Annotated in this window: 16 protein-coding genes; 12 read left to right on the top strand and 4 right to left on the bottom strand. The window is 61.4% G+C overall.

What is annotated here, in order from left to right:
- Positions 1-9 precede the first annotated feature (9 nt).
- Positions 10-1635, bottom strand: a complete 1626-nt coding sequence (locus NPS29_RS04440; RefSeq protein WP_425312441.1) for an ArnT family glycosyltransferase — start codon at positions 1633-1635, stop codon at positions 10-12.
- A gap of 541 nt (positions 1636-2176) precedes the next feature.
- Between NPS29_RS04440 and NPS29_RS04435 the strand changes: the two genes are divergently transcribed.
- A complete protein-coding gene (locus tag NPS29_RS04435; RefSeq protein WP_274130957.1) occupies positions 2177-2860 on the top strand; it encodes a histidine phosphatase family protein in 684 nt (227 codons plus the stop codon).
- Complete coding sequence (locus NPS29_RS04430) at positions 2857-3747, top strand: phosphatase PAP2 family protein (protein ID WP_425312440.1); 891 nt, start codon at positions 2857-2859, stop codon at positions 3745-3747. The genes NPS29_RS04435 and NPS29_RS04430 overlap by 4 nt, the downstream gene beginning before the upstream one ends.
- Here the strand turns inward: NPS29_RS04430 and NPS29_RS04425 are convergent.
- A complete protein-coding gene (locus NPS29_RS04425; protein ID WP_274130955.1) occupies positions 3707-4999 on the bottom strand; it encodes a sensor histidine kinase in 1293 nt (430 codons plus the stop codon). The two genes, NPS29_RS04430 and NPS29_RS04425, sit on opposite strands and share 41 nt — an antisense overlap.
- Positions 5000-5440: 441 nt before the next feature.
- On the opposite strand from NPS29_RS04425, the gene NPS29_RS04420 reads away from it, so the two are divergent.
- The 4 genes from NPS29_RS04420 to NPS29_RS04405 all read left to right on the top strand — a co-directional run bounded on the left by NPS29_RS04420 (position 5441) and on the right by NPS29_RS04405 (position 11244).
- Positions 5441-7363 (top strand): LTA synthase family protein, encoded by a 1923-nt coding sequence (locus NPS29_RS04420; protein WP_274130954.1) that lies wholly within the window; start codon positions 5441-5443, stop codon positions 7361-7363.
- A gap of 208 nt (positions 7364-7571) precedes the next feature.
- Positions 7572-8579, top strand: coding sequence for an iron ABC transporter substrate-binding protein (locus NPS29_RS04415; protein WP_274130953.1), 1008 nt, complete (start codon positions 7572-7574; stop codon positions 8577-8579).
- A 95-nt stretch (positions 8580-8674) separates the two neighbouring features.
- Positions 8675-10189, top strand: coding sequence for an ABC transporter permease (locus tag NPS29_RS04410; protein WP_274131143.1), 1515 nt, complete (start codon positions 8675-8677; stop codon positions 10187-10189).
- Positions 10186-11244 carry an ABC transporter ATP-binding protein gene (locus NPS29_RS04405; protein ID WP_274130952.1) on the top strand — a complete coding sequence of 353 codons (1059 nt, stop codon included), beginning with the start codon at positions 10186-10188 and terminating at the stop codon, positions 11242-11244. The genes NPS29_RS04410 and NPS29_RS04405 overlap by 4 nt, the downstream gene beginning before the upstream one ends.
- Before the next feature lie 3 nt (positions 11245-11247).
- Here the strand turns inward: NPS29_RS04405 and NPS29_RS04400 are convergent, their stop codons facing one another.
- Positions 11248-12492 carry an MFS transporter gene (locus NPS29_RS04400; protein WP_274130951.1) on the bottom strand — a complete coding sequence of 415 codons (1245 nt, stop codon included), beginning with the start codon at positions 12490-12492 and terminating at the stop codon, positions 11248-11250.
- A gap of 266 nt (positions 12493-12758) precedes the next feature.
- Here NPS29_RS04400 and NPS29_RS04395 point away from each other — a divergent pair, with 266 nt between their 5' ends.
- From NPS29_RS04395 to NPS29_RS04385, 3 genes are all read left to right on the top strand, one after another.
- A complete protein-coding gene (locus NPS29_RS04395; protein WP_274130950.1) occupies positions 12759-13031 on the top strand; it encodes a DUF2790 domain-containing protein in 273 nt (90 codons plus the stop codon).
- A gap of 228 nt (positions 13032-13259) precedes the next feature.
- Positions 13260-13532 (top strand): DUF2790 domain-containing protein, encoded by a 273-nt coding sequence (locus tag NPS29_RS04390; RefSeq protein ID WP_274130949.1) that lies wholly within the window; start codon positions 13260-13262, stop codon positions 13530-13532.
- Between the two features lie 236 nt (positions 13533-13768).
- On the top strand, positions 13769-14536 hold the full coding sequence (locus tag NPS29_RS04385; RefSeq protein WP_274130948.1) for a 2-keto-4-pentenoate hydratase: 768 nt from the start codon (positions 13769-13771) through the stop codon (positions 14534-14536).
- A 108-nt stretch (positions 14537-14644) separates the two neighbouring features.
- On the opposite strand, the gene NPS29_RS04380 is transcribed toward NPS29_RS04385, so the two are convergent.
- Positions 14645-15553 carry a LysR family transcriptional regulator gene (locus tag NPS29_RS04380; protein WP_274130947.1) on the bottom strand — a complete coding sequence of 303 codons (909 nt, stop codon included), beginning with the start codon at positions 15551-15553 and terminating at the stop codon, positions 14645-14647.
- A gap of 111 nt (positions 15554-15664) precedes the next feature.
- Here NPS29_RS04380 and gcl point away from each other — a divergent pair, with 111 nt between their 5' ends.
- The 3 genes from gcl (at position 15665) to NPS29_RS04365 (ending at position 19294) form a co-directional block, all read left to right on the top strand.
- Positions 15665-17440, top strand: coding sequence for a glyoxylate carboligase (gene gcl, locus NPS29_RS04375; protein ID WP_274130946.1), 1776 nt, complete (start codon positions 15665-15667; stop codon positions 17438-17440).
- 36 nt (positions 17441-17476) lie between these two features.
- Positions 17477-18259, top strand: a complete 783-nt coding sequence (hyi, locus tag NPS29_RS04370) for a hydroxypyruvate isomerase (protein ID WP_274130945.1) — start codon at positions 17477-17479, stop codon at positions 18257-18259.
- A gap of 132 nt (positions 18260-18391) precedes the next feature.
- Entirely contained in the window at positions 18392-19294 is a 903-nt protein-coding gene (locus tag NPS29_RS04365) for a 2-hydroxy-3-oxopropionate reductase (RefSeq protein WP_274130944.1), read from the top strand.
- Positions 19295-19337: the final 43 nt, after the last annotated feature.

The following is a 19337-nucleotide window of genomic DNA, read 5'->3' as shown; positions in this document are numbered from 1 at the left end:
GCGCTTTTTTCATTGCCCTTGCACCCGCAGCAACACGTAGTCTTCCTTGTCGAACCGCCCGGTCAGGGACACCGGCAGCCCGGCAAACCGCGTGCCTTGCAGGCGCTGGAAGTCACTGTTGCTCATCACCACGTTGGCCGGCCCCTGCACGGCGTTGAGCTGCTCGGGCGTTTCGGTGAACACCGGTAGCAGGTCCTGATCGACGTTGACCATGAACTTGATGGCCTTGGCATCCTTGCCCATCGAATGCAGCACCAGAGGCGCGTTGTCCCCTTGGGTCACTGCACGCACCGCCTCAGTGAAACGATGGGTGTCGTACAGGTTGCGCTGGACCTTCTCGTAGACCCCGATGTAGCAGATCCATACCGCCAGCACCGCGCAGGCCGGCAAGCCGTAGAGCCGCAAGCGCGGACGCATCAGCAGCGGCAATGCGATCAGTTGCAGCATGCCCAGCACCACCAGCACCGGGCCGATATCGCCCAGGGCTTCGGGAAACCTGGGGCGTACCGCCAGCAGCCCTGCCATCAGCGCCCCCGGGATGAAGCAGTAAAGGGTCAGGGTCATGCCGCGCAGCCACCAGAACTGGCGGCCGATACGCATCTGGAACGGGTAGCCGGCGATGATCGCCGCCATGGGTGCCATGGACAGGATGTAGCGCGATTTCTTGGCTTCGGGAATCGACAGCCCGACCATCACCGTCAGGGCGGCGAAGGCGCACAGCCATAACAATTGCTGGGCGGAACTGCGTTCGGCCCTGGCGGTGATCGCGACGGTTACCAGCACCAGCAGCGCCAGCGGGTACGCCAGTGCATAGTTGCCCAGTGAGCTGCTGAAGTACCACAGCATGGGGCTTGCACCTTCACTGCCGTCCATGCGGCCAGTGATCTGCATGCGGATCACCTCGGCCACCAGCGCCTGTCCGCCCTCGACGCGCGCCATCAGCAACAGCGCCAGCATGCACACCCCCAACAGCACCAGCGCGGCCACACCGGACAGCCACATCCGCTGGTATTGCCGGCTCAGCAGGTAGTAGCTGCACACCACTCCGGTAGGTACCACCAGGCCGATCGGCCCGCGGATGGCAAATCCCAACACCAGCAGGACGACCAACAGCCACAGCCGCCGGGACGAGCCGAAGTGGTCCCTGGCATAGGCCAGGTAGAACGCCGCGAAAGCGACGGTCGCCAGCATCTGGTCCAGGGACACGGCGCGGGTTTCGCTGATGAAGGTGTTGCTCAACAACAACGCCGCGATACTCAGCCACGCCCAGCGCCGGGAATAAGGTGCGAGCAGCCGGTACATCAGGCCGACCATGACGGCGCTGGCAATGCACGTGGGCAACCAGGCGGTAAAACTGGTGACTTGCCCCACGGGCAGTGAAGCCAGGTAGATCAGCCAGGTCGAGAATGCCGAATAGTCAGGGTAAGGCTCGCCATAGGTGGTGGGAAAAAAGCCAGGGCCGTGGCGCAGCATTTCCTGGGCAAACATCACGAACCGGGAATCGAAACCAATGATGGTCAGATGCCAGCTGGCGGCAATGAACAGCACAAAGGCCAGGCCACCGGCACTCCATGCCTGACGCCGGGCCTGCGCGGGGGTGACACCCGATAAAAACTCGGAAACGATCGATGTCAACGCAGGATCCTCTTGGCGGTTCGGCGGCACGCAGGGTGTTCAATGAATGACAGCATAGTAGACGGGGTTCTGGCGCCGAACCGGGGCAAGCCCGTTGAAACGGATAATGAAGCGGATGGTGGCATGATGATTACTACAACGTTTTGAAGAGTCGGCATAATAAAGTTGAATCAATTGCATTACACCTTCTTCAACTTATTAATTATTGCATCCGATGACAATGTAAAACTTTCGTGAAAATATCCTGCACAGTCCGTTGAATATTTAAACATTCATATTCGCTGCCCGTAACATGCCGACCCAGAAAAGCTTGAAGCCGCCCCTGGACCGCGTTGCCCCTTGCAGATCAGGGCCTGCGCGGGCGATGCGGCAAATGTGAAAGCGTTTTTCACATGCACTTCACCCCGTCTTGACTCTTGGCTCTATAACCTGCGCTCACAATTCTGTTAGTGCCTGTCTTGTTCGACCACAGCACACTTTGCGTCGCGCGTACTGAAACAGTGTCAGTGCGAATCGTTTATAAAACCCAGACGGACCGATCATGAATTCATATTTCAGTCACACGCTGAACATGCTGACAGCGCGCTATTACGCGCGAAAAAAAACCGTGCGACTGCTGGCCCTGGTACTGGGGAGCCTGTTACTGGTTGGCGCGACAGTCTTTGCCGTGCGTCCGGCCCCGGTGACTGACCTTGCGGAGGCCCACCACGCCCTCAAGGCAGATTTCTATTCGCTCTGGGATCAGGGCAATCTGGTGGTGCTGATGCGCCATGTCGAGCGCTGCGATCGCTCCAGCAACCGCTGCCTTGACGAGCCCGACGGCATCACGGTCAAGGGGCGCGCAATGGCAGAACGGGTCGGGCAGTCCTTGCGCCAGTTGGGCCTGGGCCAGGTCGATATCTTCAACAGCCCGCTGCAACGCACCGAACAGACCTCCCGCTACGCCTTCAGTCAGAAGACCCAGGCCCAGGACTGGCTGATCAACTGCCGCCGCTCGATGCTCGATGACGTGCTCAAGCACAAGCTCGATCACCGCAACCTGGTACTGGTGACGCACAGCGAATGCATCACCGAGCTGCAGAAGTCACTCAAGGTGAGCTCACCCTGGTCTGCCGAGTACGGCTCGTCGCTGGTGGTCGAGGTCAACCCGGGCGACCACAGCACTCGAGTGCTGGGCTATGTCGAAGCGCAGGACTGGGGCAAGGTCCTGGCCCGACGCCCATGAATCCATCTTTCAACCACCCGACGGACGACCCAACCGTGTCTGACAGCAAAACCCGTTTCTATCTCAACCACGCCGGCGCCCCGCTGCTGCTGGCCTTGCTCCTGTTTGTCAGTTTCGACCTGACGGGCCTTGACGTGATTCTCAGTGACTGGATGTACAATACCACCACTCACGCCTTCCCGTTGCAGCACAGCAAGCTGTTCGAAACCATAACCCACAAATGGGCGCGGATCATCCCCAACTGGACCGGCGAAGCGGCGGTTGTCGGCGCGGTGCTGTCGTTTATCTGGCCGCTGCTCAAGGCCGAGAAACACCCGAGGCTGCTGGCCTGGCTTGAGAAAACCCGGATCGGGCCCGTGTTGCGCTTCTTGAGCCGCCATCGTCGGGATCTGCTGTTCGTGGTGTTCGCGTTCTCCATCACGACGGGCGCCATTCACTATTTCAAGAGCCACACCAGCATCTATTGCCCGGTGGAAACCACGCTGTATGGCGGCACCGAGCAGAAAAAGGAATGGTTCGAGAACTTCAACCTGCTGCACGACGCCGGCAAAGGCCGCTGCTGGCCGGGCGGACATGCGTCAGGCGGATTCACCATGATGGCGCTGTTTTTCGTGGCCCGTCGTTATCGCTGGCGCCACGCCCGCAAGTTGCTGGCGTTTTCCCTGGCGCTGGGCATGGTCTATGGCACCACACGGGTCCTGCAGGGCTGGCACTTCATGTCGCACACGTTCTGGGCAGGCATCATCGTCTGGTTCTCGATGTTCCTGACGGCCATGGCCTTTTATGGCCGCAGGCGGCTGGATCCGGCGATCCAGCCGTCACCTGCGGACACTGCCAGTTCCGCCTTCAAACGGGCAGCGTGCCCGGTGCCTCAAGCACAACCGTAAAGCAGCAGCCTGCCGGCTCACGGCTGGTCAGTGTCACGGTCCATCGCTGGTTGGCGCAGATGCGCTGAACCAGCGACAAGCCCAGGCCCAACCCCTCCCCGCGCTGCTCGTCACCCCGCACGAAAGGCTGGAACATCGCCTCCTGCTTCTCCAGCGGAATGCCGATGCCGCTGTCTTCGACCTGAAAACCGTTGGCGTTGAGGGTCAGGCTGATCGCGCCGTGATCGGTGTAGTGCCAGGCGTTGCGCAGCAGATTGCCCATCACCGAACGCAACAGCGGCGCGTTGTACAGCGTCTCGTCCCCCGCTTCACAGCCGTGATAGACGAAGTGCAGACCCTTCTCTTCGATAGGCTGGCGCCAGGTTTCGATCAACTCTTCGGCGATCTGCGACAGCGTCGCTTGCTGGCCCTGCGGGGCGTTCTTGCCCTCGGTGCGCGCCAGCAGCAGGAACGTCTGAACCAACTGATTCATACCCGCCGTCGCCTTGCTGATGCGTTGCACCTGGGTGCGCGAACGCTCGTCCAGCCGCGGGTATTCCATCAGCAGTTCACAGGAGGTGGCGAGCACCATCAGCGGCGTGCGCAGTTCATGACTGACATCACTGGTGAACAGCTTTTCTCGCCCCAGCGCCGCCCGCAGGCGCCCCAGGGTATCGTCGAAGGAACGGGCCAGCGCACCGACCTCATCCTGGGCGTAATCGTTGGCGAGCACGGGGGCGCGCTCGAGCACCTGATCGCGATGGCGCACCTGCCCCGCAAGGCGAGACACCGGCGCCATCACCCGCGAAGCCAGCAGACGGCCCAGCAGGATGGCCAGCAACACGCTGAGAATGAACCCCACCAGCACGATCCCCAGCAGGATGCGCTCGCGCTTGGCGGATTTACGCTGGTCACGCAGCAGCACATAGCGGCGTTCACCGACCTGCTCGACCAGGGCGTAATAGGATTTCTTGCCGCGCTCGAAGGTCTGGAATCCCGGCTGCAGGCCCTTGAGGTCATCGCTCATGGCCACTTCATCCAGGCCATCGTCGGCGTAGAACAACTCGTCCTTCTCGGGGCGGTGACGCCAGTCTTCGATGCGGTCCGAGGTCAGTTGCCGATGCAGGTTGCCGCCCATGCTGATCATCGTGAGCCGGTTGCCCACCACATGCACGGTGGCGATGATCCCGACGGCGAATACCCCGGCCACCAATGCGCTCATCAACGCAAAAACGATGACAATCCGCTGTTTCAAGCTGTGTTTGATATCCATCAGTGTGCGCACATACCCAATGCCGACTTCGTGTCCTTATAACGAGGCGCCATTATCAAGGGCGGTATGTCATGGTTTTGTTAATTGCTGGATCGGAAGATGAAACAGCGGCCCCGGAACACATTCATGCCGAATCGAGTGATATATAAAACACTTTTTTCACGGCTCTTTGACTGATTTTTCATCTTTGCCTGATTGGCTGCCACGCCCCGGTTTCTGCGGATTGTGACCGTTTGAGGAAGGCTGCCCTGGTAATCAATTCCGGATGTTTCAGCGCATGCCGCCGTACTCGAATGAATGGCACTATCCGCCGCTCTTGACCCGGCGCTTCATTCACGAATCGGAGCCCGATGGATGCTCGACAGCATGCAGGCCCCGGGTTGTTGTTCCAGGCCCAACCCTCGATGAATCAAGGGACTTCCCAATAACAAGGACCGTTCGATGCATTTCTTTCGTTTCGCGCCCGTGCGTTTTCTCACGTTGCTTGCCAGCGTCTGGCTGACAATCTTCCTGATCACCCGATGCGTGCTGTGGCTCACCCACATGGATGATGCCGGCGGTGCGACCCTGGGCACCTTCGCCACTGGTTTGCTCTACGACCTGGCGTTTCTGGCCTACGCGCTGTTGCCACTGGCGCTGTACCTGCTGCTCTGCCCTGCCAGGCTCTGGAAGACCAGGCTGCATCGCTGGATGTTGCAGGGCCTGACCTGCTTCAGCCTGTTCGTCATGCTGTTCACGGCGGTGGCCGAATGGTTGTTCTGGGACGAGTTCGGTGTGCGCTTCAACTTCATCGCCGTGGACTACCTGGTCTACTCGGACGAAGTGCTGAACAACATTCTCGAGTCGTATCCCATTGGCAAATTGCTCAGCGCCCTGGCGGTTATCGCCATTGGCTTGAGCCTGCTGCTGGCGCGCTATGTTCGCCGGGCAGCACAGGCGCCGATGCCTGCCGCACGCATCAAACTTGCGATGGGGCTGGGTGCCCTGGCACTGGCCGGGGTGTGCGGGTTGGCCGTCAATCAGGACACGCCCCGGGGTCAGGGCGGCAATGCTTACCAGCGCGAACTGGCGAGCAACGGTCCTTATCAGTTCTTCGCTGCATTTCGTAACAATGAACTGGATTACGCGCAATTCTATGGCACGCTTCCCGCCACCCAGGCAGGCAATCAATTGCGCAGCGAGCTGCAGAGCGCGGACGTTTCGTTCGTGGGGCAAGACCCTCTGGACAATCGCCGGGCCATCGACAACCCGGGCACGCCACGCACGCCGAACATCGTGCTGGTGACCCTGGAAAGCTTCAGCGCCAAGTACATGGGCAGCAACGGGGACGCGCGCAACCTCACGCCCAACCTGGACGCACTGCGCAAGCAGAGCCTGTACTTCAACAACTTCTACGCCACGGGCACCCGTACCGACCGCGGCCTGGAAGCCATTACCCTGTCGATCCCGCCCACTCCGGGGCGCTCCATCGTCAAACGCACCGGTCGCGAGAGCGGCTATGCCAGCCTGGGCCAGCAACTGACTGCCAAAGGCTATGACGCCGTCTTCGTCTACGGCGGGCGCGGCTACTTCGACAACATGAATGCGTTCTTTTCCGGCAACGGCTATCGGGTTGTGGACCAGAGCAGCGTGGAAGAGTCGCAGATCTCGTTCAAGAACGCCTGGGGCATGGCCGACGAAGACCTCTATCGTCAGGCACTGAATGTGGCCGATGAAGACTTCGCCAAAAACCAGCCGTTCTTCCTGCAATTGCTGACCACCTCCAACCATCGCCCCTACACCTTCCCTGACGGTCGCATCGACATCGCTTCGGGCAATGGGCGCGACGGGGCGGTGAAGTACACCGACTGGGCCATCGGCGAGTTCCTGGCCCAGGCGCGCAACAAACCCTGGTTCAGCAACACCCTGTTCGTCTTCGTCGCCGACCACACCGCCGGCAGCGCGGGCAAGGAAGACCTGCCCATCGCCAACTATCACATCCCGCTGTTCATCTACGCCCCGGAGCTGTTGAAGGCCGGCGAAATGTCGCAACTGGCCAGCCAGATCGACCTGGCGCCCACCCTGCTGGGGCTGCTGAACCTGGACTACACCTCGACCTTCTACGGACGCGATCTGTTCCGCGAAGACGGCCTGGCGCCCCGCGTGCTGGTCGGCAACTACCAGCATCTGGGCCTGTTCGACGGCAAGGACATGGCCATCCTCAGCCCTCGCGCCGGCTTGCGTCGCCATGACGACGCCAAGGGCCAGAGCATCGAGCGTCACGTGCAGATCGACGACCCGCTGATCCTGCGCGCCATTGCCTACTATCAGGCGGCCAGTCATGGCTTCAAGCAGCAGCTCCTGAGCTGGAACGCCGGGAACTGACTGCCTGATTCGTTACACGGCGTGTTTCAGGCGGTGGATTAACGCCCTGTACACGCCGTTTTAACGAATTTTTCTCGCCGGCAACCCTAATTTGCCACTCCCTCCCATGCGCTAATGATTCGCATTGAGGGAATGAGGCCTACACTCACTGCACCGCCGCTTCAGGCGCCGGTTTCACGACTCCCACACTTCTTCGGGAAGCATAACAATGACTCGGCACACCCCCTCGTTCATCAAAGTCTCTCTGGCAGCCGCGCTGGCCTGGTCCTGCGCCAGCGCATATGCCGATGACGGTATCGTCGTGTACAACGCCCAACATGAAGGCCTGACCAAGGCCTGGGTCGAAGGCTTCACCAAGGACACGGGCATCAAGGTCACGTTGCGCAATGGCGACGACAGTGAAATGGCCAACCAGATCGTCCAGGAAGGCAAGGCGTCGCCGGCCGATGTGTTCCTGACCGAGAACTCGCCGTCGATGGTGCTGGTCGACAACGCAGGCCTGTTTGCGCCAATCGCACCGGCCACGCTGTCCCAAGTGGCCGCGCCTTACCGCCCGGCCCATGGCAATTGGGTAGGCATCGCCGCGCGCTCGACGGTGTTCGTCTACAACAAGGAAAAACTCTCCGAAGACAAACTGCCTAAGTCGATGCTCGATCTGGCAAGCCCTGAATGGAAAGGCCGCTGGGCTGCATCGCCTGCCGGTGCCGACTTCCAGGCCATCGTCGGCGGCGTGCTTGCGCTCAAGGGCGAAGCGGCCACGCTGGACTGGCTCAAGGGCATGAAAGCCAACTTCACTGCCTATCGCGGTAACAGCGCAGTGCTCAAGGCGGTGAACGCCGGGCAGATCGAAAGTGGCGTGATCTTCCACTATTACAGCTTCGTCGATCAGGCCAAGACCGGTGAAAACAGCAAGAACACCGCCCTGCACTACTTCAAGCACAAGGATCCGGGCGCGTTCGTGAGCATCTCCGGCGGCGGCGTGCTGGCTTCCAGCAAGCATCAGGAGGAGGCCCAGAAGTTGATCGCGTGGATCACCAGCGCCAAAGGCCAGGCCGTGCTCAAGGATGGCAAGTCGTTTGAATACGCGGTGGGCCAGGGCGCGGCATCCAACCCCAAGCTGGTGCCACTGGCTGACCTGGACGCCCCGGCCGTTGACGCCTCCAGGCTCGACAGCAAGAAGGTGGTGGACCTGATGACTCAAGCAGGGCTGCTGTAACCGTGCAATCGGAACATTTGCCCACCCTGGCAAACAAAGCCACCGCAGGCGTGATTTCACCTGCGGCGGCCTTGCGCAGACGCCACGGACGGCGGATGGCGGCGTGGATCACCAGCAGCTCGCTGGTGGTTTCGCTGCTGGCGCTGTTGCCCCTGGGGTTCGTCATTTATATCGCCTTCGTCAGCGGCTGGGACAGCATTGTCCAGTTGGTGTTTCGTCCCCGGGTCGCCGAACTGCTGGTCAACACCCTGTTGCTGGTGCTGATTTCGTTGCCACTGTGCATCGTGCTGTCGGTGGCGCTTGCCTGGCTCACCGAGCGCAGTGATCTGCCTGGGCGTCGCGCCTGGTCGCTGCTGGCCACTGCGCCGATTGCCGTTCCGGCGTTCGTTCACAGCTACGCCTGGGTCAGCCTGGTACCCTCCCTGCACGGTTTGCCCGGAGCGGTGCTGGTGTCGGTGCTGGCGTATTTCCCGTTTCTTTACTTGCCGGTGGCCGCGACCCTGCGCCGGCTGGATCCGGCCATCGAAGACGTTGGCCAATCCCTGGGGCTCAAGCCTGTGGCGGTGTTTTTCCGTGTGGTGCTGCCGCAACTGCGACTGGCCCTGTGCGGCGGCTCGCTGTTGATCGGCCTGCACCTGCTCGCCGAGTACGGACTGTTCGCGATGATTCGCTACGACACCTTCACCACGGCGATCTTCGATCAGTTCCAGTCGTCTTTCAACGGGCCTGCGGCGAACATGCTGGCCGGCGTGCTGGCCCTCCTGTGCCTGGCGCTGTTGACCCTGGAAGCTGGTGCGCGAGGCAAAGCACGTTACGCCCGAGTCGGTTCGGGCAGCGCCCGGCAGCCGCAGATTCAGCGCCTGAGCCGCGTTGCCGCGCTGATCTGCCTGACATTGCCCTTGAGCGTGACCTTGTTGGCCCTCGGCGTGCCGTTGCTGACCCTGACCCGCTGGCTGATCGCAGGCGGCAGCGAGGTCTGGCAGCAGGAAGGGTTGCTCGATGCCGTGCGCCAGACACTGGTGCTGGCCTCGACCGGTGCGATCCTGATCACCGCAGCGGCGTTTCCCGTTGCCTGGTTATCGATTCGCTCGCCGGGACGCTTCAACCGCTTGCTCGAAAGCTGCAACTACATCACCAGTTCCTTGCCCGGTATCGTCGTCGCGCTGGCACTGGTAACCGTCACCATCAAGGTCGCACGGCCCATTTATCAGACTGCGATGACCGTACTGCTGGCCTATTTGCTGATGTTCTTGCCGCGCGCGCTGGTCAGCTTGCGGGCCGGTATTGCCCAGGCGCCGGTGGAGCTGGAAAACATCGCCCGTAGCCTGGGCCGCTCTCCCGCCCAGGCCCTGTGGTACGTGACCCTGCGCCTGGCCGCGCCGGGTGCGGCAGCAGGCGCGGCACTGGTGTTCCTGGCCATCACCAATGAACTGACCGCCACCCTGCTGCTGGCCCCCAGCGGCACGCGAACCCTGGCCACCGGCTTCTGGGCCATGACCAGCGAAATCGACTACGCCGCCGCAGCGCCCTATGCCCTGATCATGGTGCTGTTGTCGCTGCCCCTCACCGCCCTTCTCTATCATCAATCCAGACGCACGGCAGGCCGATGAACGCTCTCGAATTGCACAACCTGCACAAAACCTTCGGCAACGTGGTTGCCCTGGACAACGTCAGCCTGTTGATTGCCCCCGGCAGCCGCACCGCCATTGTCGGGCCTTCGGGCTCCGGCAAGACCACCTTGCTGCGCATGATTGCAGGCTTCGAGTTTCCCGACAGCGGGCGCATCGCCATGCACGGCAAGCCGCTAGTAGATGACACCCGGGAGGTCGCGGCCCATCAACGCAATATCGGTTATGTGCCGCAGGATGGCGCGCTGTTCCCGCATTTGTCGGTGGCGGCCAACATCGGTTTCGGCCTGGCGGGCGATCGCGACAGCAAGCAACGACGTATCGCCGAGCTGATGGAGATGGTGTCGCTGGAGGCCTCGATGAGCCAGCGCTGGCCCCATGAGTTGTCCGGCGGCCAGCAACAGCGGGTCGCCCTGGCACGTGCGCTGGCGCAAAATCCGGCAATCATGTTGCTGGACGAGCCCTTTTCGGCGCTGGACACCGGCTTGCGCGGCAACATGCGTCGCACCGTCAGCAAGCTGTTGTCCGATGCCGGGATCACCACCGTGCTGGTCACCCATGACCAGGCCGAAGCGCTGTCGTTCGCCGATCAACTGGCGGTGATGCGTCAGGGCAGACTGGTACAGGCCGGCCCGCCGATGGAGTTGTATCGTCACCCGGTCGACGAACAGACTGCCGTGTTTCTCGGCGAGGCAATCATCCTGCCGGCGTGGATTGAAGGCGATGTCGCCAACTGCGAGCTGGGGTCGATCCCGGTGCTCAAACCCCGTCGCCAGGGCGCGGCGCAGATTCTGCTGCGCCCTGAGCAACTGACCGTCTCCACCCAGGCGCACGCCCAAGGCACCGCCGGCTGCGTCACCGACGTCGATTTCGCCGGTGGCACCTGCGTGCTCACCCTGGAGCTTGCGCCCCGGCTCGGCGCCAATGGCGAGCAGATTCCCCACCGAACACTGAACGTGCGCAACCCCGGCATCGACATCCCGGCCATGGGCAGTGCTGTCAGCCTGTCCGCCGCCGGGCATGCCCATGTGCTGTGAGCGTCAGGCCTTGATCGTCACCGGGCGCATGACCAGCATCACCACCGCGCAGCCCGCCATCAGCACGCAGGTGACGATGAACACGATCGGCATGCCGAAATGCCCACCCAGGTATCCGCCGGTCAGCGGCCCCAGCACCTGGCCGACGTACTGGCTGGAAGTGGAATAGCCAAGCATGCGCCCTGCCACGATGTCTGGCACCGAATGCCGGATGATCGCGGCAATGCACGGCAACAGCCCACCCAACGCAACGCCCATCAGAAAGCGCAGCACCACCAGTTGCCATTCGTTGGTCGCGAAAGCCTGCGGCACCAGCAGAACGGCCGCGGCCGTGAGGCAGCCCATGACCACCTTCCAGTGGCCGACGCGGTCCGCCAGTTTGCCGATACGCGAGGCCGACAACACGCTGGCCAGCGCCGTGGCCGACATCACCAGCCCCGCCATCAGCGTCACGTTTTTTGTGTGCAGTTGCGTCAGGTACACCGTGATGATCGGCTCGATGGACATGATCGAGAACATCACGAGGCTCGCCACCACGAACATGGTGATCACCGGTCTCTTGTCCGGGATCACGTCCCAGGCGCGTACCGTGACCTTCTTTGCGGCTCCGGCTACAGGTCTTGGACGCGGCGCCTCTTTCATCAGAAACAGCGTCGCGAGGAAGGTCAGGAAGATCACCCCGCCGGCCAGGAAGAACGTGTTGCGGATCCCGATCAGCGGCGGCAGCAGCCCGCCGATCAAGGGGCCGGTGAGGTTGCCGGCCATGATCCCCGACGACAGCATGCCAAGGGCCCAACCCGAGCGCGCCTTGGGTGTCTGGGTGGCCACCAGGATCGTGGCGCCGGAGGCATAGCCGCCCAGCAGACCGGCGAGCAAACGCAAACCCACCAGTTGATAGATGTTTTCCGCAAGGCCGATCAGTGACATGGCGATGGCCATCCCCAGGCTTGCACGGATCAGCATCAGCTTGCGCCCGTAGCGATCACCCAGCCGGCCCCACAGTGGCGCGGTGAGTGCGGCCGACAGAAAGGTCGCACCAAAGGCCACACCCGACCATTGCACGATGGCCGCAGGATCGCTCACGCCGAGATGCTCGACGTACAGCGGCAGAAATGGCAGCAGCAGGGTCATGGCGATGATCGTGGTGAACGAACCCAGCACACAGACCAGCAGGTTGCGCTTCCAGTGCTCTTCGGCGGGGTTGTCGGTACGTGCCTCTTCTAGGGCGGCAGGCTGCTGGACGGTCATGGTGGCTCCACGGGTTCGGATGCACCTACGGTAAGACGCTGCACACCATAAATAAAATTCATGTTTTTCATGCAGTGGATTCCAGTCAGGAATACGGCCAATGCCGCAGTCCTCTCCCGGAACGTTTAAACGCCGCACATCAGCGCCAATGATGACGCCTATCGACAGACAGTATTTCTGTGACAACGACCGCCCTACTTAAACTTCTCCCATCAGCAAGCCCCGCCCTCGACCGCTTGCTCTAACCGGTAAGTTGGGAGTTCGTCATGAAATACGCATTGTTTGCCGCACTGTCGATGTTCAGCCTGTTGGCGTCGGCCAATGATTCTGCCGGTTCGACCGTCGCAGCCTCCGCCCAGAACAGCCAGTACGACTACACCCAGGACCTGGACATTGCCAAGGTCGTGCGTATCAGCAATGGCGCCAATGCAGGCAACGCCTGCGGTCCGCTCAAGGCTCAGATGGAATACGTGGACAGCAAGGGCGTGACTCACAAGCTCGAATACACACGGCTTGGCGACAGTTGCGAGAACGGCTGAACCGGTCTGGCGCTGGTCGAAACTGGACCATTGAGGCGTATTTTTGCAACAGTCAATTACTGTGCAAGAAACAATTAACCTCAAAGTAACGAGCAAACGGCTTTTATCACTAATCGTGATTGCGCTAATCATTAACGACCATTTTTATCAATGGAACGACGCTCCTAAGATGCCCCCTAACAGCAAGACACCTGGCAGTTTTGCTTGAAACTTTTGTGGAGTGAAATGATGAAATACGCACTGTTTGCCGCGCTGTCGATCTTCAGCGCACTCGCCTCGGCCAACGCGAGTGCTGACGCAGCGCCTGAGTCGACTCCCCCTGCCGTCGAGTACAACTATTCCCAGCATCTGGACATCGCCAAGGTCATCAGCATCACCAATGCTGGCAACATCGCGACCGAGTGCGGCCCGGTTGAATCGCACATGATCTACGTCGACAGCCAGGGCGTGACTCACAATCTGGAATACACCCGTTTGGGTGAAGGCTGTCAGAATGGCTGATGCCTTGCACCGCGATCCAATCGCAAGCAACAAGCTGAAATAAAAAACCGCTGCCTGCCCCGCAGCGGTTTTTTTATGGCCCGCAGGCCCCGCAGACCGGGACATTGAGCGTTTGAGGCAAGATGAGGGCTGCGCTGTGCCGGGCATTTGAGGTTAGAGTAAGGAATGCTGGCTTCGCGCAGATACCCCGGTCTAGCGTGGAGCACTCTCCATTCAACTGCCTGAAGGAAGTCCGCGTGAATCTACCGACCCAACCTGCGAACATTGCCGAACTGATCGTCGACGCCATGCGCCAAGGTCAGAAAATCTCCGAGATTCGCCCCGATTACGTGCCAGCCGACAGCGCCAGCGCCTATGCCTTGCAGCGGGAAATCCTGAAGCTGCGCGAGACGACGGTCGGTGGCTGGAAGGTCGGCTCCAAATCCACCAGTGGCGGCCCTATCAACGGCGCCCTGTTGCCCGAAGACGGTCTGTTTGCCAGTGGCAGCCAACTGGAAAGCGTCGATTACCCCTCGCCGATCCTGGAGCTGGAAATTGCCTTTCGCCTGAACCGCACCTTCGAGGCACGCCAGGAGGCGTATTCAGACGAGGAAGTGTTGAGCAGCATTGGCTCGATGGGCGCGACTATCGAGGTGGTCAGCAGTCGTTTCATCGCCTGGCCGAAAATCGAGCCGCTGCTGGCGCTGGGTGACCTGCTCAACCATGGCGCGCTGATTGTCGGGGATTTCATTCCCTACGACGAAAGCTTCCCTTTCCTGGAGCCGGCGCTGACCTTCACCTACGCCGACCAGGACATCGTGCCGGGCGACGGCGCCAACCCCGCCGGCGACCCGCGCCGCCTGCTGCCGTGGGTGGTCAATCACCACACCCAGAACGGCCAGAGCGTGTCGCCGGAACTGGTGATCACCACCGGATCGTACACGGGCATGTACCTGACCAAGGAGCCGGGCCTGGCGGTGGGCGAGATCCGTGGCTTGCCACCGGTGTCGGTGGAGTTGATCTAACACGACCTGTAGGAGCGCGCTTGCCCGCGACGGCGATTTTTCCAACACCCATGTGGGGAATGACACACCGCTGTCGCGGGCAAGCGCGCTCCTACAACGGCCCGGGGCCTACTCCTGCTTCCAGTACCCCGGCCGGTTGTACACCTCCTTCAGAAACGCGATGAAAAACCGCACCTTCGCCGGCAGGTAATGCTGCTGCGGGTACACCCCCTGAATGTCGTAACTGGGCAAGGCAAACTCGTCCAGCACGGTAATCAACGCCCCGCTGTCAATCTCGTTCTGGATCTCCCAGGTTGAGCGCCAACACAGTCCCAGCCCGCGCTTGGCCCAGTCATACAGCAGCTCGCCATCGTTGCAGTAGAGGTTGCCCGCCACCTTGATCGCCACCGGCTTGCCGTCGCGCTGAAACGTCCATCCACGGTGCTGGCCGCCCTGCAGGTTGAACGTCAGGCAGTTGTGTTCGGCCAGGTCTTCCAGGGTCTGCGGATAGCCGCGCTCGGCAAAATACTGCGGTGAACCACACACCACCCGTTTGTTGGCGAACAGCTTGATGGCCACGTAGTTGGGGTCGAGCACCTCGCCGATGCGAATGCTCATGTCGTAACCCTCGCGCACCAGATCGACGACGTTGTCGGTGAGGTTGAACGACAGTTGCAGGTCCGGGAAACGCGCCTGGAATTCCGGCGCATGGGGCGCCACGTGCTGGCGGCCGAAGCCGGCCGGCGCAGACACCACCAGATGCCCGCGCACGCTGCTTTCGTTCTCGCTGATGCTGGCGTCTAGCTCTTCGAAAGACTGCAAGACAGCCTTGGCGTTTTCCAGATACGACTCCCCGGCATCGGTCAGGGTCAGGCCGCGAGTCGAGCGGTGAATCAGCTTGACCCCCAGCCGCTCCTCCAGCGCGCTCAGGCGCCGGCCCATGATGACCGGGGTCACTCCCTCCACCAGTGCCGCTGCGGCAAAACTGCCGCGCGTGGCCACCAGCACGTAGCTGCGAATTTCTGTATAGCGGTCCATTCGATACTCCTGATACCGATAGAACCGATAAAAACAGCCATTCACAAAAACTTCAATTCAAATCAGTCTGGATGTGTACAAAAACTACCGAGTTTCAGGAGAACAACAAAAATGACCATCATGAGAGCCATCGAAGCAGCCGTTCTGGTGATGCGTCGCGAAGGGGTCGATACCGCCTTTGGTATCCCCGGCGCTGCGATCAACCCTCTGTACGCCGCATTCAAGAAAATCGGCGGCATCGACCACGTGCTGGCCCGCCACGTCGAAGGCGCCTCGCACATGGCCGAGGGTTACACCCGCGCCATTGCCGGCAATATCGGCGTCTGCATCGGGACTTCCGGCCCTGCCGGCACCGACATGATTACCGGCCTCTATTCCGCCTCCGCCGACTCGATCCCCATCCTCTGCATCACAGGGCAGGCACCCCGCGCCCGCATGCACAAGGAAGACTTCCAGGCCGTCGATATCGCTTCGATTGCAGCCCCTGTTGCCAAATGGGCCACCACCGTCATGGAACCGGGCCAGGTGCCTTACGTGTTCCAGAAAGCTTTCCAGTTGATGCGCAGCGGTCGTCCGGGCCCTGTGCTGATCGACCTGCCGTTCGACGTGCAGATGGCCGAAATCGAATTCGACATCGACGCCTACGAGCCGCTGCCGGTCATCAAGCCGCAGGCCAGCCGCAACCAGGTCGAGAAGGCTTTGGCCATGCTCAACGCCTCGGAGCGTCCGCTGATCGTTGCCGGTGGCGGCATCATCAACGCCGATGCTTCCGATGCGCTGGTGGAATTCGCCGAACTGACTGGCATTCCGGTCATCCCGACCCTGATGGGCTGGGGCACCATCCCGGACGATCACCCGCAAATGGCCGGCATGGTGGGCTTGCAGACTTCGCACCGCTACGGCAACGCGACCATGCTTGAGTCGGACATGGTGCTGGGCATCGGCAACCGTTGGGCGAACCGTCACACCGGTACGGTTTCGGTCTACAGCGAAGGCCGCAAGTTCATCCACGTAGACATCGAGCCGACCCAGATCGGTCGCGTGCTGACGCCAGACCTGGGCATCGTTTCCGACGCAGGCGCGGCGCTGGCGATGTTCCTCGAAGTGGCCCGCGAGTGGCACACCGCTGGCAAGCTTAAAGATCGCAGCCAGTGGCTGGCCAGTTGCCAGGAGCGCAAGCGCACCATGCAGCGCAAGACCCACTACGACAACGTGCCGGTCAAGCCGCAGCGCGTCTACGAGGAAATGAACCAGTTCTTCGGCAAGGACACCTGCTACGTCAGCACCATCGGCCTGTCGCAGATTGCCGGCGCGCAGTTCCTGCACGTGTACAAGCCGCGTCACTGGATCAACTGCGGTCAGGCAGGCCCGCTGGGCTGGACCATTCCGGCAGCACTGGGCGTGGCCAAGGCCGACCCGAGCCGCAAGGTTGTCGCGCTGTCCGGCGACTATGACTTCCAGTTCATGATCGAAGAGCTGGCCGTGGGCGCGCAGTTCAAGCTGCCGTACATCCACGTGGTGGTGAACAACTCGTACCTGGGCCTGATCCGTCAGGCGCAGCGCAACTTCGACATCGATTACTGCGTGCAACTGGCGTTCGACAACATCAACGCCCCTGAGCTGGAAGGCTACGGCGTGGACCACATCGCCGTCGCCGAAGGGCTGGGCTGCAAGGCGATTCGTGTCAGCGATCCAGCGCACATCCAGGCGGCTTTCGCCGAGGCGGCGAGCCTGATGCAACAGTACAGCGTTCCGGTTGTGGTTGAGGTCATTCTTGAGCGTGTCACCAACATCGCCATGGGCACCGAGATCAACGCGATCAACGAGTTCGAATCGCTGGCCGAAAGCCGCGACGACGCCCCGACCGCCATCAGCCTGCTGGACTGAACAGCCGCTCGCACGAGCCAGAACAAGGAGCCACCCATGCCACGTTTATGCGCCAACCTGTCCATGCTGTTCACCGAGCAGGACTTTCTGCAACGCTTCGAAGCGGCCGCCAACGCCGGTTTCAGCGGGGTCGAGTATCTGTTTCCGTACGATTTCAGCTCGGCGCAGATCAAGGCCGAACTCGATGCCCACGGCCTGACCCAGGTGCTGTTCAACCTGCCCGCTGGCGACTGGGCCAAAGGCGAGCGCGGGATTGCCTGCCATCCGGACCGCGTCGAGGAGTTCTACGCCGGTGTCGATCTGGCCATTGCCTACGCCAAGGTGCTGGGCAACACCCAGGTCAACTGTCTGGCCGGGATCAAGCCACAGGGTTTCGATGATGCGCTGATCGAAAAGACCTTCATCGACAACCTCAAGTATGCCGCTGACAAGCTGCAGGCCCAGGGTATCGATCTGGTCATGGAAATGATCAACACCCTCGACATCCCCGGCTTCTACCTCAACACCACGGCCCAGGCCCTGGACATCCGCGAGAAGGTCGGCAGCCGCAACCTGTCGTTGCAGTACGACATCTACCACATGCAGATCATGGAGGGCGACCTTGCCCGCACCATCGAGAAAAACCTGCCGGTGATCCGTCACGTGCAACTGGCGGACAACCCGGGCCGGCATGAGCCGGGCACCGGGGAGATCAACTACGGCTTCCTGTTCGGGCATCTGGACAAGCTGGGTTACCGCGGCTGGATCGGTTGCGAATACAAGCCGCTGACCACCACCGAAGCGGGCCTTGGCTGGCTCAAGACCCATAACCTGATCTAACACCAAGCCCTGTAGGAGTGAGCTTGCTCGCGATAGCGATTGGTCTGTCACATCAATGCCCGATGACAGACCGCAATCGCGAGCAAGCTCACTCCTACAAGTGCTAACAAGACATAAAAAGAGGAACATCTCATGGCGAACATCGGCTTTATCGGCACCGGCATCATGGGTCTGCCCATGGCAGAGAACCTGCAGAAGGCAGGCCATCAACTCTTCCTGTCCAAACACTTCGTGGCACCGCCCGCCTCGCTGGTCTCCGGCGGCGCAACGGTGCTGGCCAACCCGCGCGAAGTGGCTCAGGAAGCCGAATTCATCATCGTCATGCTGCCCGACACCCCGCAGGTCAACGACGTACTGTTCGGCGAGAACGGCCTGAGCGAAGGCACTGGCGCAGGCAAGGTGGTGATCGACATGAGTTCGATCTCGCCTTCGGCGACCAAGGCATTTGCCGAGAAAATCAACGCCACCGGCGCGCAGTACCTCGACGCCCCGGTATCGGGTGGTGAAGTCGGCGCCAAGGCTGCGACCCTGAGCATCATGGTCGGTGGCAACCAGGGCACCTTCGACCGCGCCCTGCCCCTGTTCCAGACCATGGGCAAGAACATCACCCTGGTCGGCGGCAACGGTGACGGCCAGACCGCCAAGGTTGCCAACCAGATCATCGTCGCCCTGAACATTCAGGCGGTGGCCGAAGCGCTGCTGTTCGCCTCCAAGAACGGTGCCGATCCTGCCAAGGTGCGTGAAGCGCTGATGGGCGGCTTCGCGTCCTCCAAGATCCTGGAAGTGCACGGCGAGCGCATGATCAAAGGCACCTTCAATCCTGGTTTCCGCATCGCCCTGCACCAGAAGGACCTGAACCTGGCGCTGGAAGGCGCCCGCGAACTGGGCCTGAACCTGCCCAACACCGCCAACGCGCAACAAGTGTTCAGCACCTGCGCGGCGCTGGGCGGCAGCGGCTGGGATCACTCGGGGCTGATCAAGGGGCTGGAACACATGTCCAACTTCTCGATCCGTGGCGATCACAAGCCTGAATGAGATCCGGATGCACGAACAAGAACGCCAGGCAGATGCCTGGCGT

This window comes from Pseudomonas putida (assembly GCF_028682175.1).
Lineage (GTDB): Bacteria > Pseudomonadota > Gammaproteobacteria > Pseudomonadales > Pseudomonadaceae > Aquipseudomonas > Aquipseudomonas putida_AD.
The sequence above is the reverse complement of the archived record's forward strand: the minus strand, read 5'-3'. Positions and strand labels throughout refer to the sequence as shown.

Excerpts from the sequence above, each read along its gene's own strand:
- hyi (WP_274130945.1), top strand. The coding sequence starts at position 17,477 with ATGCCACGTTTATGCGCCAACCTGTCCATGCTGTTCACCGAGCAGGAC.
- NPS29_RS04420 (WP_274130954.1), top strand. The coding sequence starts at position 5,441 with ATGCATTTCTTTCGTTTCGCGCCCGTGCGTTTTCTCACGTTGCTTGCC.
- gcl (WP_274130946.1), top strand. The coding sequence starts at position 15,665 with ATGACCATCATGAGAGCCATCGAAGCAGCCGTTCTGGTGATGCGTCGC.
- NPS29_RS04415 (WP_274130953.1), top strand. The coding sequence starts at position 7,572 with ATGACTCGGCACACCCCCTCGTTCATCAAAGTCTCTCTGGCAGCCGCG.
- NPS29_RS04430 (WP_425312440.1), top strand. The coding sequence starts at position 2,857 with ATGAATCCATCTTTCAACCACCCGACGGACGACCCAACCGTGTCTGAC.
- NPS29_RS04365 (WP_274130944.1), top strand. The coding sequence starts at position 18,392 with ATGGCGAACATCGGCTTTATCGGCACCGGCATCATGGGTCTGCCCATG.
- NPS29_RS04435 (WP_274130957.1), top strand. The coding sequence starts at position 2,177 with ATGAATTCATATTTCAGTCACACGCTGAACATGCTGACAGCGCGCTAT.
- NPS29_RS04425 (WP_274130955.1), bottom strand. The coding sequence starts at position 4,999 with ATGGATATCAAACACAGCTTGAAACAGCGGATTGTCATCGTTTTTGCG.
- NPS29_RS04405 (WP_274130952.1), top strand. The coding sequence starts at position 10,186 with ATGAACGCTCTCGAATTGCACAACCTGCACAAAACCTTCGGCAACGTG.
- NPS29_RS04410 (WP_274131143.1), top strand. The coding sequence starts at position 8,675 with ATGGCGGCGTGGATCACCAGCAGCTCGCTGGTGGTTTCGCTGCTGGCG.
- NPS29_RS04395 (WP_274130950.1), top strand. The coding sequence starts at position 12,759 with ATGAAATACGCATTGTTTGCCGCACTGTCGATGTTCAGCCTGTTGGCG.
- NPS29_RS04390 (WP_274130949.1), top strand. The coding sequence starts at position 13,260 with ATGAAATACGCACTGTTTGCCGCGCTGTCGATCTTCAGCGCACTCGCC.
- NPS29_RS04400 (WP_274130951.1), bottom strand. The coding sequence starts at position 12,492 with ATGACCGTCCAGCAGCCTGCCGCCCTAGAAGAGGCACGTACCGACAAC.
- NPS29_RS04380 (WP_274130947.1), bottom strand. The coding sequence starts at position 15,553 with ATGGACCGCTATACAGAAATTCGCAGCTACGTGCTGGTGGCCACGCGC.